15 protein-coding genes are annotated in these 16040 nt (G+C 73.5%); 10 read left to right on the plus strand and 5 right to left on the minus strand.

The window, feature by feature from the left end:
• Nucleotides 1–178 precede the first annotated feature (178 nt).
• The gene (locus tag ACH4S9_RS41320) at nucleotides 179–502 is read left to right on the plus strand and encodes a hypothetical protein (protein WP_311723064.1); all 324 of its coding nucleotides are present in this window, start codon (nucleotides 179–181) and stop codon (nucleotides 500–502) included.
• Between the two features lie 54 nt (nucleotides 503–556).
• Nucleotides 557–1387: an SAM-dependent methyltransferase gene (locus ACH4S9_RS41325; protein ID WP_398376842.1), complete on the plus strand. Its 831-nt coding sequence runs from the start codon at nucleotides 557–559 to the stop codon at nucleotides 1385–1387.
• A gap of 29 nt (nucleotides 1388–1416) precedes the next feature.
• Here the strand turns inward: ACH4S9_RS41325 and ACH4S9_RS41330 are convergent, their stop codons facing one another.
• On the minus strand, nucleotides 1417–4224 hold the full coding sequence (locus tag ACH4S9_RS41330; RefSeq protein ID WP_398376843.1) for an AfsR/SARP family transcriptional regulator: 2808 nt from the start codon (nucleotides 4222–4224) through the stop codon (nucleotides 1417–1419).
• Nucleotides 4225–4332: 108 nt separating this feature from the next.
• Nucleotides 4333–5193: a pentapeptide repeat-containing protein gene (locus ACH4S9_RS41335; RefSeq protein WP_385343574.1), complete on the minus strand. Its 861-nt coding sequence runs from the start codon at nucleotides 5191–5193 to the stop codon at nucleotides 4333–4335.
• A 202-nt stretch (nucleotides 5194–5395) separates the two neighbouring features.
• On the opposite strand from ACH4S9_RS41335, the gene ACH4S9_RS41340 reads away from it, so the two are divergent.
• The 6 genes from ACH4S9_RS41340 to ACH4S9_RS41365 all read left to right on the plus strand — a co-directional run bounded on the left by ACH4S9_RS41340 (nucleotide 5396) and on the right by ACH4S9_RS41365 (nucleotide 10047).
• Nucleotides 5396–5959, plus strand: a complete 564-nt coding sequence (locus ACH4S9_RS41340) for a redoxin domain-containing protein (RefSeq protein ID WP_311723060.1) — start codon at nucleotides 5396–5398, stop codon at nucleotides 5957–5959.
• A gap of 118 nt (nucleotides 5960–6077) precedes the next feature.
• On the plus strand, nucleotides 6078–6281 hold the full coding sequence (locus tag ACH4S9_RS41345) for a hypothetical protein (protein ID WP_311723059.1): 204 nt from the start codon (nucleotides 6078–6080) through the stop codon (nucleotides 6279–6281).
• Between the two features lie 155 nt (nucleotides 6282–6436).
• Nucleotides 6437–6979, plus strand: a complete 543-nt coding sequence (locus ACH4S9_RS41350; RefSeq protein ID WP_398376844.1) for a MauE/DoxX family redox-associated membrane protein — start codon at nucleotides 6437–6439, stop codon at nucleotides 6977–6979.
• Nucleotides 6980–7007: 28 nt separating this feature from the next.
• Nucleotides 7008–7589 (plus strand): TlpA family protein disulfide reductase, encoded by a 582-nt coding sequence (locus tag ACH4S9_RS41355; RefSeq protein WP_398376846.1) that lies wholly within the window; start codon nucleotides 7008–7010, stop codon nucleotides 7587–7589.
• Nucleotides 7586–9580, plus strand: a complete 1995-nt coding sequence (locus tag ACH4S9_RS41360) for an ABC transporter ATP-binding protein (protein ID WP_385343582.1) — start codon at nucleotides 7586–7588, stop codon at nucleotides 9578–9580. The genes ACH4S9_RS41355 and ACH4S9_RS41360 overlap by 4 nt, the downstream gene beginning before the upstream one ends.
• Nucleotides 9577–10047 carry a S26 family signal peptidase gene (locus ACH4S9_RS41365; RefSeq protein ID WP_385343585.1) on the plus strand — a complete coding sequence of 157 codons (471 nt, stop codon included), beginning with the start codon at nucleotides 9577–9579 and terminating at the stop codon, nucleotides 10045–10047. Before ACH4S9_RS41360 ends, ACH4S9_RS41365 begins: the two co-directional genes overlap by 4 nt.
• 47 nt (nucleotides 10048–10094) lie before the next feature.
• Here the strand turns inward: ACH4S9_RS41365 and ACH4S9_RS41370 are convergent, their stop codons facing one another.
• Nucleotides 10095–12944 carry an AfsR/SARP family transcriptional regulator gene (locus ACH4S9_RS41370; RefSeq protein WP_398376849.1) on the minus strand — a complete coding sequence of 950 codons (2850 nt, stop codon included), beginning with the start codon at nucleotides 12942–12944 and terminating at the stop codon, nucleotides 10095–10097.
• A gap of 159 nt (nucleotides 12945–13103) precedes the next feature.
• Here ACH4S9_RS41370 and ACH4S9_RS41375 point away from each other — a divergent pair, with 159 nt between their 5' ends.
• Nucleotides 13104–13559 (plus strand): helix-turn-helix domain-containing protein, encoded by a 456-nt coding sequence (locus ACH4S9_RS41375; RefSeq protein WP_311723052.1) that lies wholly within the window; start codon nucleotides 13104–13106, stop codon nucleotides 13557–13559.
• 49 nt (nucleotides 13560–13608) lie between these two features.
• Here the strand turns inward: ACH4S9_RS41375 and ACH4S9_RS41380 are convergent, their stop codons facing one another.
• A complete protein-coding gene (locus ACH4S9_RS41380) occupies nucleotides 13609–14826 on the minus strand; it encodes a globin domain-containing protein (RefSeq protein ID WP_398376851.1) in 1218 nt (405 codons plus the stop codon).
• Nucleotides 14827–14898: 72 nt separating this feature from the next.
• The gene (gene nsrR / locus ACH4S9_RS41385; RefSeq protein ID WP_311723050.1) at nucleotides 14899–15342 is read right to left on the minus strand and encodes a nitric oxide-sensing transcriptional repressor NsrR; all 444 of its coding nucleotides are present in this window, start codon (nucleotides 15340–15342) and stop codon (nucleotides 14899–14901) included.
• 112 nt (nucleotides 15343–15454) lie between these two features.
• On the opposite strand from nsrR, the gene ACH4S9_RS41390 reads away from it, so the two are divergent.
• The gene (locus ACH4S9_RS41390) at nucleotides 15455–15934 is read left to right on the plus strand and encodes a hypothetical protein (protein WP_311723049.1); all 480 of its coding nucleotides are present in this window, start codon (nucleotides 15455–15457) and stop codon (nucleotides 15932–15934) included.
• Nucleotides 15935–16040 lie beyond the last annotated feature (106 nt).

A 16040-nucleotide genomic window follows, 5' to 3' on the forward strand; every position in this document is an offset into this window, starting at 1 on the left:
GCCGCGCGCCCACCCCACCGGTGAACCCGGCTCCCACCAGCGGATACGGGCTCACCGGTGGCCGCGGTATACCGGCCCGCCCCTCGGTTTACCGCCGCTATACCGCCGCTACCCCGCCCTCTTCCACACTGGACACATCGCTACAGCCGTCCGGTTGGGATGCGTCTGGAGAGGGCCAGTGAACGTCGACGAGCAACAGCACACGCACACCGAGCACGAAGCCCTCTACGCCTGGAGCACCTTTCAGGTCTCCGGCGGAGTGGAAGGGTCCGGCCCCAGCGGCACCTGCCGCGCGGAGAAGACCGCACGCGCCTGCCTCGAGGCGGCGCTTCAGGCCGCGGCCGTCCACTCGGACGTGTACTCCTGGGGACAGCTCAGCCAGGTGCAGGGGAACCTCGACCAGCCCTTCCACCTGTGGTCCCGCGCCCCGGTCGCCTGGGCGGAACCGGGGCCGCGGGAAACGGTCACCTGGCGGCCCGGGCTCGCGCCGCGCGGGCAATGACGCGCAACGGCATGCGGTGAGGCGGTGGCAATGCTCGTGTCAGGGGAATTCGGGATGAACAGCAGCGGAGCCGGAATCGGGCTCAGGACACCGGGAAGCCGGCCACACGCCGGCCACGGCCGCGGCCAGGGGCGCGAGGCGAATCCCGCCCGGGTCTACAACTACCTCGTCGGCGGCAAGGACAACTACCTCGCCGACTACGAGCAGGCCCAGCGGTTTCTGAAGGTCGCCCCCGAGGTCCGGGACACCGCGCTGTCCAACCGCCGCTTCCTGGCCCGGGCCGTCCGCGACCTGGCCGCGGACGGCATCACCCAGTTCCTGGACATCGGTTCGGGCCTGCCGGTGAACCCGAACGTCCACGAGGTCGCGCAGTCGGTCAACCCGCTGGCCCGGGTCGTCTACGTCGACAACGACCCGATCGTGGCCAGTCACGGACGCGCGCTGCTGGCCGGCTCGGGCACCACCACCATCAGGGCCGACCTGCGCGAGCCCGAGCGGATCCTGGACAACCAGGAGCTGCGCCGGCTGCTCGACCCGCAGCAACCGGTGGCGATCGTGATGGCGTTCGTCCTCGACTACATCGCCGACGCGGAGGACCCCTGGGGCCTGGTCGCCGAGCTCATGGACTGGGCCGCGCCGGGCAGCTGTCTGGTCCTGTCCCATGTCACCGGCGACTTCACACAGAACCCCTACCGGGACTGGTCCGGGTTCACCAGCCCCGTCTCGTCCGGGGCACGCGACCAGTCGCAGATCCAGGGATTCTTCAGCGGGCTGGAACTCCTGGAGCCCGGCCTTGTGCAACTGCCGCTGTGGCGGCCGGGCATCGGCGCCGAGCACGACCCGTCCCGCGTCTGGGCCTACGGCGGCGTCGCCCGCAAGCCGTAACCCACGGGCAGACCCCGGCCCGGCCCGCCTCAGCGCGGGCCGGGCCGTACGTCCAGCGTCATAAAGGCGGGGAAGAGCCCGCTCCAGGTGTGCCCGCGCCAGCTCTCGTACGTACCCGCCTGCTTCCACACCGGCAGGCCCTGGTCCAGGTGCGTCCGGCCCTCGGGGAACCTCCCCTGCTCCATGTACGTGATCCCCATCTCGTACAGGGCGAACCCCTGGTGGTGGATGTTGCCGGTCCGCCGCGCCCCCTCCAGGCTCTCCTTGAAGCAGGTCAGCGCCTCCTCGGACCGGCCGAGACCGCGGTGGGCCCGGCCCAGGTTGCCCAGGCCGACCACCTCGGCCGCCCGGTCGCCGGTCTCCCGGGCCAGGGCCAGATGGCGCTCCTGCACCTCGATGGCCTCCTCGTGGAGCTCCAGTTCGCACAGCGCGTCGGCCAGGTTGCACAGAGAGCGCAGCTCGCCCTCGCGATGACCCAGCTCCCGCCAGATCTCCAGCGCGGACTCCAGACACTCCCGCATGTCCTCATACGAGTGCTCCAGCCAGCACGCCCCCGCGAGGTGGTCAAGCGCCCACGCCTCGCCCTCCAGGTCGCCGAGGCGGCGGGCGGTCCGCATGGCCAGCTCGTTGATCGTCCGGAGGTCCTGGGTGTGCGCCCGCGGATAGAGGAACCACTGCAAACACTGCGCCAGCCACATCCCGAGGCGCGCCACCGGCTCCGGCTGGTCGGCGGAGTGGGTAACGGCGGCCAGCAGATTGCGGAGTTCGGCCTTCAGCCACGTCTCCGCCTCCCGGCCGTCGCGGAGCGGGACCACGGCGCTCTCGACGGCGTGGCGCGGCCAGGGGCGGAGCGGATCGAGCAGGGCGACCGCCTGCTGCGCGGTGGCCACATAGCAGGACAGCGCGCGTGTCACGGCCGACGAGCGCTCGCTCTCGGAGTCCTCCTGCTCGGCCCGCTCGGAGGCGAACAGCCCGAGCAGATCGTGCATGTGGTAGCGGATCGAGTCCGGGCTCTCCAGCAGCTGCGCGTCGACCAGCCGCTCCAGGGCGCTCTCGGCCCGGCTCTCGCTCAAGCCCAGCAGGGCCGAGGCCACCGGCAGGCTCACATCCGGCCCGGGCAACGCGCTGAGCAGCCGGAACGCCCGCGCCGCGTCCTGGTCGTCGGACCGCCGGCCCTCGCGGAAGGCGTCATAGCTGACCTGGAAGCTGGTACGGACGGCCAGGTCGCCGAAGCTCAGCTCGTCCAGCCGGCCGCGCGCGTCGGTCAGCTTGGTCACCAGGGAGCGCAGCGGGCGGTTGGGGCGGGCGGCCAGCCGGGCCCCGGCGATCCGCAGCGCCAGCGGCAGCCCGCCGCACAGCCGGGTGATGGCCTCGGCCTCCTCGGGCTCGGCCCCGACCCGCTCCGCGCCGACGATCCGCTCCAGCAGCGCGACGGCCTGGTCGCGGGGGAGGACGTCCAGGTGCAGATGGGTGGCGCCCTCCAGGGTGGTGAGCATCTCGCGGCTGGTGACCAGCGCGCTGCAACCGGGGCCCGCGGGAAGCAGCGGGCGGATCTGCTCCACGGAGGCGGCGTTGTCGAGGATCACCAGCAGCCGCCGGCCCGCCGCCAGGGAGCGGAACTGGGCCGCCGCCTCGTCGGTGTCGCTGGGGACGCTGGAGCCGTCCACCCCCAGGGCGCGCAGAAACCGGCCGAGCACCTCGCCGGGGTCCAGGGCGGTCAGCCCCGCGGTGGCGCCGTGCAGATCCACATAGAGCTGGCCGTCGGGGAAGCGGTCGGCGAGCTGGTGCGCGGCGTGGATGACCAGGCTCGACTTGCCGACCCCGCCGGTGCCGTCGATGGCCGCGATCACCACGGGCCGCCCGCCCGCGCCGCCCTCGCCGCTCTCGGCCACCAGGTCGTCCCGCTCCTCGACCAGCGTCCGGATCACGGCGACCTCGCTGTGCCGCCCGGTGAAGGCGGGGCTGGCGGGCGGCAGCTGTTGGGGGCCCCGGGGAGCCGGCCGGGGAGCGGCCGAGGGCGCCCCCCAGCCGCCGCGCGGTGCCCCCTCCTCCGTACGGTCCGGTGGCGGCGGCATCAGGGTCTCGTCGGCGGCCAGGATGCGCTGGTGCAGCCGTTGCAGCGCCGGGGTCGGCTCGACGCCGAGCTCGTCGGACAGGGCCCGGCGCAGATCGCGGTACGCCGCCAGGGCGTCGGCCTGCCGCCCGGACCGGTACAGCGCCAGCATCTGCCGGCCGCGCAGATCCTCCCGGAAGGGGTACTCGGCCGTCAGCGTCTCCAGCTCGCCCAGCACCGAGGCGTGGCGGCCGCACCGCAGATCCGCCTCGACCCGGGCGTCCAGGGCCTCCAGACGGCACTCCTCGAGCCTTGCGGTTTCCGCCTCCACGGCCGGGGTCGGGGGCACGTCCTGGAAGGGGGAGCCGCGCCAGAGCGCCAGCGCCTCGCGCAGCCGCTCCGCGGCGGCCTCGGGGGCGCCCCGGTCCAGACCGCGCCGCCCCTCCTCGACCAGCTGCTCGAAGCGGTGCGCGTCGAACTCGGCCGCCTCCACGGCGAGTCGGTACCCGTGGGCCTTGTACCCCTGCTTGTCGGTGATCAGGACGTCGCCGGACTCGTCCCCCAGGGCCTGCCGCAGCCGCGAGACATAGGTCTGGAGCAGCTTGCCCGCGCTCTGCGGGCGCCCCTCCTCGCCCCACAGCTCGTCCATGAGCCGCTCGGTGGGCACGGTCCGGTTGGCGTGGCACAGCAGCACCGCCAGCAGCATGCGCCACTTGGCAGGGCCGAGGGAGGTCCATTCGCCGCCGTCCCTCAGCTCAAGCGTGCCCAGGACCCGATACCGCACCCGTTACCTCCGAGGCCCTCGGTCCAAGCCACGGCCCCTGTCTCGTCGAAAAACGTCAACTCTTCGTTCTGGTAACGGTTATACCTTCTCAGCGGCCGTTCCCGTGCATCATTCACCGGACGGCCAGTGCGCCGGGCGGCTGAGCGTCCGGGGCAGCCTCGTGGTGGCGTCTCCCTTGGCCGCGTTCAGCTGGGCCTGGGTGAGGAAGACGGCTCCGGTGAGGTCGGCTCCGGTCAGCTCGGCGTCCCGGAAGTCCACCCCGATCAGATCGGCGGTCCGCAGGTCCGCGCCGGTCAGATCGGCCGCGATGAGACGGGCCCCGCGCAGGTTGGCCCCGCGCAGATCGGCGCCCTTCAGACGGGCCCCGATGAGATCGGCGCCCCGGTGGTTCTTCTTGCGGCCCGGGACCCGGGCCCGCACCAGCTCACTGGTCCGCAGCAGCAGGGCGTTCACCTCCTGGCGCAGCGCCGCCACATCCACCCCGGCCAGCGCTTCGGCGCTGCCGCGGGTGAGGGCGTCGATGTCCTCCAGCGCGCGGCGGAGGTCGGCGTGGACCGGGCGGGCCGGTGGCAGGGTCAGCGCCTCGGTGACGTACCACAGCAGCTCGTGCAGGGCCCGCATGACGGGGAACACCTCGAACATCCGCGGCGCGGTGTCGGGCGCCTGACGCCAGTCGCGGCCGCCGAAGGTGACCTGGGAGACCTTCTGGCCCGCCCCGAAGCAGTCGAAGACCGTGCAGCCGGAGAAGCCCCGCTCGCGCAGGTGCGCGTGGATGCCGCAGCGGAAGTCGGACTGGAGGTTCGTACACGGCCGCCCGGCCGGCTTGTCGACCGCGAAATCGGCCGAGGCGGCGAAGGGCAGGGCGACACAGCACAGTCCGAAGCAGTTCGCGCAGTCGGCCCGCAGGTCGAGCCGGTCGGGGGCGGTGGCGGGGGTGCCGACCGCGGGGGTTTCGCGCTTCCGGGACAACGTGCCTGAACTCCTGCCGTGAGGTGAGCACCGCGGTCCGCCGTGCTCGGGATGGATCTCCATTGTCCCTGAAACCCCCCGGGGGAGGTGTTGGCGGGCTGTTAGGGGCCTGTTAGGGACCGGTTAGCCCGCTTCGACATGGTCATCGGCGAGCGGCCGCGGGGCGCCGGTGCCCGCAGGTTCCAGGGAGAGGACGCATGTCGTGATTTTCGCTGTGGTGGGGCTCGTCCTGGTCGGCGTCGTCAGCGCGCTGAACCTGGTGATCCTCCTGGTGGTGCTCCGCCGTTGGCGGGAACTGGAGGCTTCGGGTGGCGGCGGGCACAGCCATGGCTTCCCCACGACCGGAGCCATCTCCAACATCCGGACCGGCGACCGGCTCCCCGATTTCTCCGCTCGTGCCCTTGACGGCACCGCGGTGACGGAGCGCACTCTGCTCGAGAAGGAGACCCTGGTCGGGTTCTTCTCGCTCACCTGCAAGGCCTGCGTCGACGCCGTGCCCCTCTTCGCCGGGCACGCCGAGCGGCTGCGGGCCGACGGAGGGACCTCCTTGGCGATCGTCCATGGAGACGACTCGGCCGACAGCGAGCTGGCCGCGATGCTCGGCGAGGTGATGGACATCGTGATCGCCGAGGACTCCGAGGCCGAGTTGTCGAAGCGGTACGGCGCCAAGCACTACCCGAGCTACGCCTGGTACGGGCCCGACGGCATGGTGACCACGGCGGGCGCGGGCGTCGCCGCCCTGCGGGCCCAGCCGGTCGCCTCCTAGCGTCCCGAAGGCCCACCCACAAAGCCCGCGCGGGCCGCGGCCGCCGCGTTCGACGTCCCTTTGTGGCGGCGGTCCACCCGTGTGCGGAAACCGATCACACCAACCCCAAGGAGAAGCTATGTTCCGCAGCGTGACCGAGCGTGTCACCCGCGCCGTCGAGGTGCTGCTTCCCAAGGCCACCGCCGACGCCGCCTGCCCGCCGGACCCGTACACCGAGTGCAAGGAAATGAGCGGTACCTGCTTCTGTCGCAACTGCTCGACCAACGGCGCCTGCAAGGTCGTCTGCGGCGCCTGGTACAGCATGAGCCACAACTACTGCTGATTTACTCTGAGCACTGAATAACGCCGGTTGATCTGCCGCGTGGCCATCCCGTCGGGGCGGCCACGTCGGCACGCCGAAGCTCGCCGAACGAGCCGCGATGTGGCCTCCGCCGAAGCGGCCACATCGCCTTCGCGCAACCCCTCCCAGGAGCCTCCGTGTTGTACGTATCGCTTGCCTGCCGCCTCGCTCTGGTGGCGGTGATGACGCTGGCGGCGGTGTCCAAGCTGCGTTCCCCGGGCGTCTTCGCCGCCTCCCTCGAAGGTTTCGACTTCATCCCCGCGCGGCTGAGGTCCCCCCTCGCCGTACTGGTCCCGGTCGCCGAGCTGCTGATCGCGCTGGTGCTGGCCGTCCCGCCCACCGTCACCATCGGATTCGTCCTCGCCACGCTGTTCTGCTGCGGTCTGACGGCCGTCCCGATCCTGGTGCTGGTCCGCGGGAAGACGGTGAAGTGCGCCTGCTTCGGCGCCAGTGAGGTCCCCATGAGCGGCTGGCACGTCGCCCGCAACGCGGTACTGCTGGCGGCGGCCGGCCTGGGCACCCTCGTGGCGCTGCGCCTGGGCGACGGGGTGCCCGCCCATGCGCCGGGGATCGCACTGGCCGTCGTCGCGGCCGGGCTGCTCACCACTTTGATCGTCTTCGTCGATGACATCGCCGCGCTCTTCGAGTCCCCGGTCGCGGTCGGGGACCTCGGCCGGTGAGACGGCGCCGGAGCCGGAAAGGACACCCGTGGAATACCTCGTCGCAGGACTCGTTCTGGTCGCGGCGGTCACCGCGCTGAACGTCGTGCTGACCCTGGCCGTGGCGCGCCGCTGGCGTGCCCGGCTGAGCGCCCCGCCGGCCGCGCACCACGGCCACCACGGCCCCGTCGCATTCGACGGGGAGCTCGAGCTGGGGATCGCGCCCGGAGACCGGATGCCCGCCTTCACCGCGGTCACCGCCGACGGCGCGACGGTCACCCGTGACGAACTGGCCGGCCGGCCGGCGCTGGTCGCCTTTCTGTCGCTGGAGTGCTCGAGCTGCGACGACAGCGTCCCCGAGCTCGGCGAGCGCGCGCGCCGAGTGCGCGACGCGGGCGGCACGGTGCTGGCCACGGTGGTCGGCATCGACGCGGCCGACAGCGAACTGGCCGCCCGCCTCGCGGGCGTCGCGGACCATGTGGTGCCCGAATTCCTCGACGCACCCGTCAGCAACCTCTTCGGGGCCCGCTTCTACCCCGGATTCGCCCACTACGGCCCCGACGGGGTCGCCACCGCCACCAGCATCGGCCTGGAGGGGCTGGGCGAGCCCGCGCAGCCGTCGGTGCCGTGAGCGACGTCGTCCCCGGCACGAAGCCCGGCACGAGCCCCGGCATGGAGCCCGACACGGAAGACATGGCAGACGAGGTCTCCGTCGTCCGGGGGATGAAGGCGGCCTACGCGCTCGCCTGGCGGGCCTGCCCCGGCATGCTGCTCCTCCAGGCCGCGATGGCGGTGATCGGCGGCACGGCACCGGTGGCCACCGCCTGGCTGACCAAGGTCGCGCTCGACGAGCTCACCTCCCCCGACCCCCGGACCGGGGCGCTGGTGTGGATGGCGGCGGGCATCGGCGCCCTGGGCATCGCGATGGCCGCCACCTCGGCCGTCACCGCCTACGCTCAGGGGCGCGCCCGGCGCGCCATCGGCCTGCACGCACAGGACCGGCTGTTCGCCGCGGTCAACCGGCTGAGCGGGCTGGCACGCCTGGAGGAGCCGCGCTTCCACGACCGGCTGCGGCTGGCTCAGCAGTCCGCCGAGCACGCCCCGGACCAGCTGGTCCAGATGGGCCTGTCCTCGCTGCAAGGGACGCTGGGCATCGCCGGATTCCTGGGCACCCTGTTGGCGATCAGCCCGGTCATGGCGGGCGCCGCGCTGGTGGCCGCCGTACCCGCGATGATCGCCCATCTGGCGCTGAGCCGACGGCGCGCCGGCCTGCTGTGGCACACCAGCCCCGTCATGCGGCGCAAGTTCTTCTACCAGATGCTGCTGACTGACCTTCAGGCCGCCAAGGAAGTCCGCCTGTTCGGGCTCGGTGACTTCCTGCACGGCCGGATGCTCACCGAACTGCGCGCGGCCAACACCGCCGAGGACCGGCTGGAGCGCGGCGTGGTGCGCGTCCAGGTCTCCCTCGCCGCCCTCGGTGCCCTGCTGTCGGCCGGGGGGCTGCTGTGGGCCGTGCACGCCGCGGCCGCGCGGACGATCAGCATCGGCGATGTGTCGGTCTTCATCGCCTCCCTGGCCGGGCTCCAGTCCGGGCTCGGCGTCCTGGTGCAGGGCATCGCCCAGGGACATCAGTCCGCCCTGGTCTTCCACCACTTTCTGATGGTGGCCGGGGTCCGGGACGACCTGGCCGGGCCCTCGCACGCCGGGGAGCTCGCCCCGCTGGCCCGCGCCATCGAGCTGCGCGATGTGTGGTTCCGCTACGACGAGAACTCCCCGTGGATTCTGCGCGGTCTGAACCTGACCATTCCGCACGGCACCAGCGTGGCCGTGGTGGGGCTCAACGGTGCCGGCAAGAGCACGCTGATCAAGCTGCTCTGCCGGTTCTACGACCCACAGCGCGGCGCGGTGCTGTGGGACGGCGTGGACATCCGCGACGTACCCGTGGAGCGGCTGCGGCAGCGGATCGGGGCGGTGTTCCAGGACTACATGGACTACGACCTCACCGCCGCCGAGAACATCGGGCTGGGGGACCTCGCGGCGATCGACGACCAGGACCGGGTCAGGGCCGCCGCCCGGAGCGCGGGGGTCCACGAGACCGTCGAGCGGCTGCCGGCCGGCTACCGGACCATGCTGAGCAGGCTGTTCCACCCGGGGGACCAGGAGGAAGACGAAGAGGGCGGGGCGGACGGGGAGGAGGCCGCGCGGACCATCGGCGTCCATCTCTCCGGCGGGCAGTGGCAGCGCCTGGCGCTGGCCCGCGGGCTGATGCGTCAGGGCCGCGATCTGATGATCCTGGACGAGCCCAGCTCCGGTCTCGACGCGGTCGCCGAGCGGTCCGTCCACGACCGGCTGCGGTCGCTGCGCGAGGGCTCCACCAGCGTCCTGGTCTCCCACCGGCTCAGCGCCGTCCGCCGGGCCGACCGGATCGTCGTCGTGCAGGACGGCCGGATCCTGGAGAGCGGCGACCACGCCTCTCTCACCGCGTCCCCCGACGGTGTCTACGCCCGGCTCTTCCACACCCAGGCGGAGGGCTACCGGGAGGACCCGGACCCGTCGGCGGGCGGCGCCCGGCCGGGGTCCGGGGAGACCGGCGCGGTGCCGACCACGGTGGGTGCCGGATGAGCCCGGCCCTGGGCTGGGCCGCGGCCGCGGCGCTGGTCATCGGGTCCGCGGCGGCGGCCCGGCTGGTGCTGTCCACCGTCACCGTGCGGGGCGGCAGCATGACCCCGGCGCTGCTGCACGGCGATGTGCTGCTGGTGCTGCGCCACCGCCGCCGGGCCCGGCCCGGCCGGATCGTGGTCGTCCAGCGGCCCGACCGCGCCACGGGGTGGCACGGTCCCGCCGACCCCTCCGGGGCCGCCGGATGGTACGTCAAACGCGTCGTCGCGGCGGTCGGGGACCCGGTGCCGCCCTGGGTGGCGGGGGCGGCGGCCGACCGGCCCGGCCGGGTGCCGCCCGGCATGCTGGTGCTGCGCGGCGACCACCCCCGCTCGGAGGACTCCAAGCAGTGGGGCCTGTGCCCGGCGGACCGGATGTACGGAGTGGTGCTGCTGCGGCTGCGCACCGGGGGCGAGCGCGCCGCCGCGTGACCGGCGGCGCCGTGCCCGGGCCTCTCACACCCCGAGTCCCGGCGCGCTCAAAGGCCCGGCCGCGCCACGTCGGCGGCCCGCGCCGGCAGCCGCAGCTTTCGCCCCGTCGTCAGCGAACGCTCCCAGTGCTCCCGGGCGGCGTGCTGGTCACCGAAGTGGAAGTGGGTGAGCGCGATGGTCTCCAGGGTGTCGGCCGTGCCGCCGCGCTCCCCGAGGCGCAGCCGGATCCGCAGCGCCTCCTCCAGCGTCCGGAAGGCCTCCGCCGGGCGGTTCAGCGCCCGCAGGGCGTCCCCGATCCGGGTCAGGGCGGCGGCCGTGCCGTCGAGGACATCGTGCTCCCGCCACAGCTCCAGGGCCTCCCGGTAGCGCTGCTCGGCCGCCGCCGGCTCGCCGGCCGCCATCAGCGCGTCGCCCATGCTGCTCAGGACCGTCGCGACGCTCCTCGCATCGCCCGCCTCCCGGTAGAGTTCCACGGCCCGCTCACCGCAGGACAGCGTCTCGCCGAGCCGCCCCAGCCTGCGGTGGACCTCCGCGAGCCCGGCGTACGACGACGCCTGTCCCGTCACGTCGTCCGCCTTCTCGAAGTACGACAGGGCCAGGTGCAGATGGTCCAGACACAGCTCCATACGGTGGGCCGAGCCGTGGGCTTCACCGGTGCGGCTGTGCAGCCACCCCTGGCCGACCAGGTCGTGGTGTTCCTCCGCGCACCGCAGCGCGAGCCGCGTACAGCGCTCCCACTCCCTGGTCCACCAGAACCGCTGCGCGTAGCCGAACAGCCCCGCGGCCATCCGCCAGGCCAGGTCGGGCCGCCCGTACCGGGCCGCCAGCCGGATCGCCTCGGAGAGCGCGGGCAGCTCCCGTACGCACCACTGAAGCGCCTGCTCGGCGCCGGTGAACGCGGGCGGCGGCGCCGCGGCCTCGGCCTCCAGCGGCGGCAGCGGGTGGGACCGGGGCGTCAGCACGGCGTCCGCCTTCGCCACCGCCGCCGTGTACCAGACCAGCAGCCTCAGCCGGGCCGTCACCCGGGTCTCTCGTGACTCCTCCGCGGCCGCCCGCTCCAGCGCGTACTCGCCGAGCAGGTCGTGGAAGGTGTACTGGCCGGGCGACGGGGTCTGGAGCAGATGGGCGTCGACCAGCGCCTCGAGCAGGTCGTGCGCCTCCTCCACCGGCCGGCCCAGCAGTGCGGCGGCCGACTCCGCCGACAGCGTGTGCCCCGACCACAGCCCGAGCATCCTGAAGCCGCGCGCCTGCTCGGCCTCCAACGGCAGTGGACTGTCCCGCATCGCCACATAGCTCATGGCGAAGGCGTCCTGGACGGCGAGACCGCCCGCGGACAGCGCCCGCAGCCGCCCCCGGCTGGAGTCCAGGCGCCGCGCCAGCGCGGCCAGCGGCCAGCCGGGGCGGTTGGCCAGTTGGGCCCCGGCCAGCCGCAGCGCCAGCGGCAGCCCGCCGCAGGCGTCGAGAATCCTCGCCACGGCCTCCGGCTCGTCCCGCGTCCGCCGGGAGCCGCAGAGCGAGGTCAGCAGCCGTCGCTGTCCCTCCGCGTCCAAGGGCTCGAGACACAGGCGCCCGGCGCCGGGCAGATCGGCCAGGGTGTGACGGCTGGTGATCACGACCGCGCAACCGCCGCTGCCGGGCAGCAGTGGCGTCAGCTGCGCCGCGTCCCGGGCGTTGTCCAGCAGCACCAGCATCCGACGGCCGTCCAGGGTCGAACGGAACCGGGCCGCGCGGTCGTCGGGGTGCTCGGGCAGCGCCTTCTCCCGTACCCCCAGGTCGGTGAGGAACCGGGCGAGCAGGTCGTGCGGGCTACGAGCGTCACCGGCGCCGAAGCCGCGCAGGTCCGCGTGGAGCTGGCCGTCGGGAAACCGGGCGCGCAGCCGGTGTGCCGCGTGCACGGCCAGGGCGGTCTTGCCGACGCCCGCCATGCCCGAGATCACCACGACCCGGGGCGCCGCCGGCTCCGGGTCCGGGCGGAGCATGGCGCTCAACCGCTCGAGCTCGGCCTCCCGGCCGGCGAAGTCCACGGTGTCGGCGGGCAGCTGGGCCGGGTGCGGGCGGAGCCTGCGGGTGGCACGGGGCGGCGCGGGGGGCGCGATGGGGGTGCCGGTGGTGGTGTCGGGCACGGGCGGCGCGACGGACACCGAGAGCTGCTGAGCCGTCAGGATCTCCTGGTGCGCCTCCTGGACGGCGGGCCCCGGCTCGATGCCGAGCTCGTCGATCAGCGTGCGCCGCAGCCGGTGGAACACGGCGAGCGCCTCGGCCTGCCGGTCGGTGCGGTGCAGGACGAGCATCAGCTGGCGGTGGAACACCTCGCGGAGCGGATGCTCCTCGGCCAGCCGGGCCAGCTCGGGGGCCAGCCCGCCGTGGCGGCCCAGCCGCAGCTCCGCGTCGAAGCGCCATTCCAGCGCCTGGAGCCGGGCCTCTTGGAGCTGCTGGATATGGGGTCGCACCTCCGGGTGGCTGAGGGCCGGATCCGGCAGGTTGGCCAGCGGCGCGCCGCGCCACAGCTCCAGCGCCTGTACGGTCTCCCGGCCGACCGCCGCCCATTCCTGCCGCAGCCGGCCGGCGCGGGCGCGCTCCAGCCGCTCCGTGAACAGCTCGCTGTCCAGCTCGCCCGCCTCGACGGTCAGCAGATATCCGCCCGGCACCGCCCGCAGCCGCGGCTCGCCGTCCTCGGCGAGGATGCGCCGCAGCCGGGCCACATGGTTGTGCAGCGAGGCGCTCGCGGTGGCGGGCGGATGCTCGCCCCACAGCACGGCCTCCAGGGTGCCGAGCGGGACCGCGCGATTGGGCCGCAGCAGAAGCGCGCCCAGCAGCGCCCGGCCCTTGGGGCTGCCGATCAGGCGGGCGGCCGCGCCGTCGTGGACGGTCAGCGGACCGAGCAAGCCGAACCTCATCTGCGCACCTCCTGGCATCTCCGGACAACTGGGCTGATCGGCCCTTCAGTTGCCGGTGGATGCTCAGTTGGCGGGTATGATAACTGCCCGTTCGGGCAAGGGTCGGCAATTCTTCGGCCATGGTTTGAGAACCAAACGCACTGCTCGTACGCTGCGGGTATGAAGGATCCGCGGCCCTGCTCCATCGCCGATTCGCTCGCGGTGGTCGGGGAGAAGCACTCGCTGCTCGTGCTCCGCGAGGTGTTCCTCGGGGTGCGGCGCTTCGACGCCATGGTCCGCAACATCGGCGCGCCCCGCGACGTCCTGGCGGCGCGGCTGCGCCGCCTGGTGGCGGCCGGGGTGCTGGAGAAGGTCCTCTACAGCGAGCGGCCCCGGCGCTTCGAGTACCGGCCCACGCAGGCCGGCTGGGAGCTCGAACCGGTGCTGCTGATGCTCATGAAGTGGGGCGACCGTCACCTCGCCGACCGGCCTCCGGTGGCGCTGGAACACTCCTGCGGCGCCGAGCTGGAGCCCGTGGTGGTCTGTGGCGCGTGCGGGCAGCGGGCGTCCCGGGACACGCTCACCCACCGCGTCCAGGCGCCGGGGTGGACCACCACCGGTCCCGAGGCCGGCTGAGCCGCGCCTGTCCCGGCATCCGGTGATTCCGCACGCGCGATAAGCGGCCTCAGTCCCGGCCGAGCCACAGGTCCGGGCCGAAGACCTCGTAGTGGATCGCCTCGGCAGGCACGCCGAGCCGGAGCAGGTCTTTGCGGACCGCGCGCATGAACCCGAGCGGGCCGCACAGGAACACCGTCAACCCTTCGGGAAGGTCCAGCGTGGCCACGTCGGCCCGGCCGACTGTCGCCTCGCCGTCGCTGTGGTCTGCGTCGTGCTCGGCGTGCTCGGCGTTCTCGTACCACAGGCGCAGCCGGGCGCTGGGGAGTGAGCCGGCCAGCCGGCGCTGCTCGTCCTTGTGGGCGTGGTCGGCGGGGGAGCGGTCGGCGTGGACCACGGTGACCCGGCGGGTGGATCCGGTGGTGACCAGGTGGTCGAGCATGGCGAGCATCGGCGTGGCGCCGATTCCGGCGGAGGCGAGCAGCAGCGGGCCGTCGCCCTCGGGCAGCACCAGGTCGCCGAAGGGGGCGGACACGGTGAGCACGTCTCCCACCCGCGCGTGTTCGTGCAGCCAGGACGACACCTCGCCGTCCGGCCCCGCGTCGCCCCGGACGCGCTTGACGGTGATGCGCCACCCCGCGCGGCCGGGGGCGGCCGAGAGGCTGTACTGGCGGATCTGCCGGGCGCCGTCGGCCAGTTCGACCTGGACGCTGACGTACTGGCCGGGGCGGAACGGGCCGGTGGGCAGCGCGTCGGCGCGCCGCAGCACCAGCGACACCGCGTCCGGGGTCTCCCGGTGCCGCTCGGCGATCTCCATCCGCCGCCACACCTGGCCCTCGGCGGCGCCGGCTTCCTGGTACAGCCGGGCCTCGGCGGCGATCAGGGCGTTGGCCATCAGCCAGTAGACCTCGTCCCAGGCGGCGGTGGCCTCGTCGGTGAAGGCGTCGCCGAGCACCTCGGCCATGGCCGCGAAGAGATGGCGGTGGACGACCTTGTACTGGTCGGAGGTGATGCCGAGGGAGGCGTGCTTGTGGGCGATCCGGGCGAGCATCGCGTCCGGCCGGGCGCCGGGGTGCTCGATCAGCAGTCCCGCGAAGCCGGCGAGGGCGCCGGCCAGCGCCTTCCGCTGCTCGCCGTTGGCCTGGTTGCCGCGGTTGAACAGATCGCGCAGCAGGTCCGGGTGGGCGGCGAACAGCTTCCGGTAGAACAGCCCGGCGATGTCCTCGATGGCCGCGCCGACGGCGGGCAGGGTGGCGCGGATGACCGGGGTGGATCGCTCGGTGAGCATGGCTGCTCCTTAATTGGTTAATGATCTTCGTGTTTAGCGGCAGAAGGACGCGCCCCACGGCGGGAGCGCGGATCAGTCGGGGCGGCGGCCGGTCAGCCCGACCAGCACCGGGCCGGTGGGCGCGGTCACCAGATCGGCGACCGTCAGCGGATCGAGCGTGCGATAGAACGCCTCCTGCGCCTCGCGCAGCGCCCCGCGCAGCCGGCAGGCGCCGCGCAGCGGGCAGGGCGTGTCGCCCTCGCAGGCCACGACCTCGCCCTCGCCCTCCAGCTCGCGCACCAGCCAGCCGACCGAGGCGGTGCGCCCGAGCCCGGTCAGCTCGAGCCCGCCGCCGCGCCCGCGCCGGGCCTCCACCACGCCGAGGTGCTGGAGCCGGGTGATCGCCTTCGCCATGTGCGCGTACGGCACGTTGACCGCCTCGGCCACCTCGCGCGTGGTCAGCGGCGCGCCCCCCTTGAGGACCGCGAGGCGCATGACGGCGCGCAGCGCCAGATCCGTGAACTTGGTCAGTCGCACGGCACGACCGTATTAAATCCGCATGCTAGATTCCAGTTATCGGTGGGCGGCGGTCTTGTGGTATCCGTCTCACGGCCGAGCGGGTGGAACGGGAAGGAACGGTGGGAAGCCGATGCCGTCGGTATCTGGTGTGCTGGGGCGGATGACGGAGCTGCTGCGCGAAGTGGCGGAGGACCGGGGCGGGGCGCTGTGGCGGCTCCCCGCCGAAGGGCGTCAGCTCGACGCCAACATCATCCGGTTGCCCGCCGACGCCCGGGTCGACCCCCATGTGGAACCCGACCTCGACGTGGTGCTGTTCGTCGCCGACGGCGGCGGATGGCTCGAGGTGGCCGACGTCCGGCAGCGACTGGAGCCCGGCTGTGTGGCATGGCTGCCGCACGGCGCCCGCCGTGCGCTCTCCGCCGGCGCGGACGGTCTGGTCTACCTCACGGCACACCGCCGCCGCCCCGGCCTCGCCATCCGCACCGCGGCCCCGGAAGGGGGCGAGCCGGCCTGCCTGCTCAACCGGGTCTGCACGGAGTGCGGCCGGCTCGCGCAGGAGTCCGACGCGCGCTACTGCGCCCGGTGCGGCACCCGCCTGCCGTCGGACTGACGCGCCGCCGTCTCCGCGACGGCGTGACCGCGCGGGCGACCGCCGGGCTCGTCGGACGGTCGACACCTGGACGCCGACTGACGGTGACCGCGGCGTCAAGTTTCGG

It is taken from the genome of Streptomyces sp. NPDC021225 (assembly GCF_044332865.1).
Taxonomy (GTDB): Bacteria; Actinomycetota; Actinomycetes; order Streptomycetales; family Streptomycetaceae; genus Streptomyces.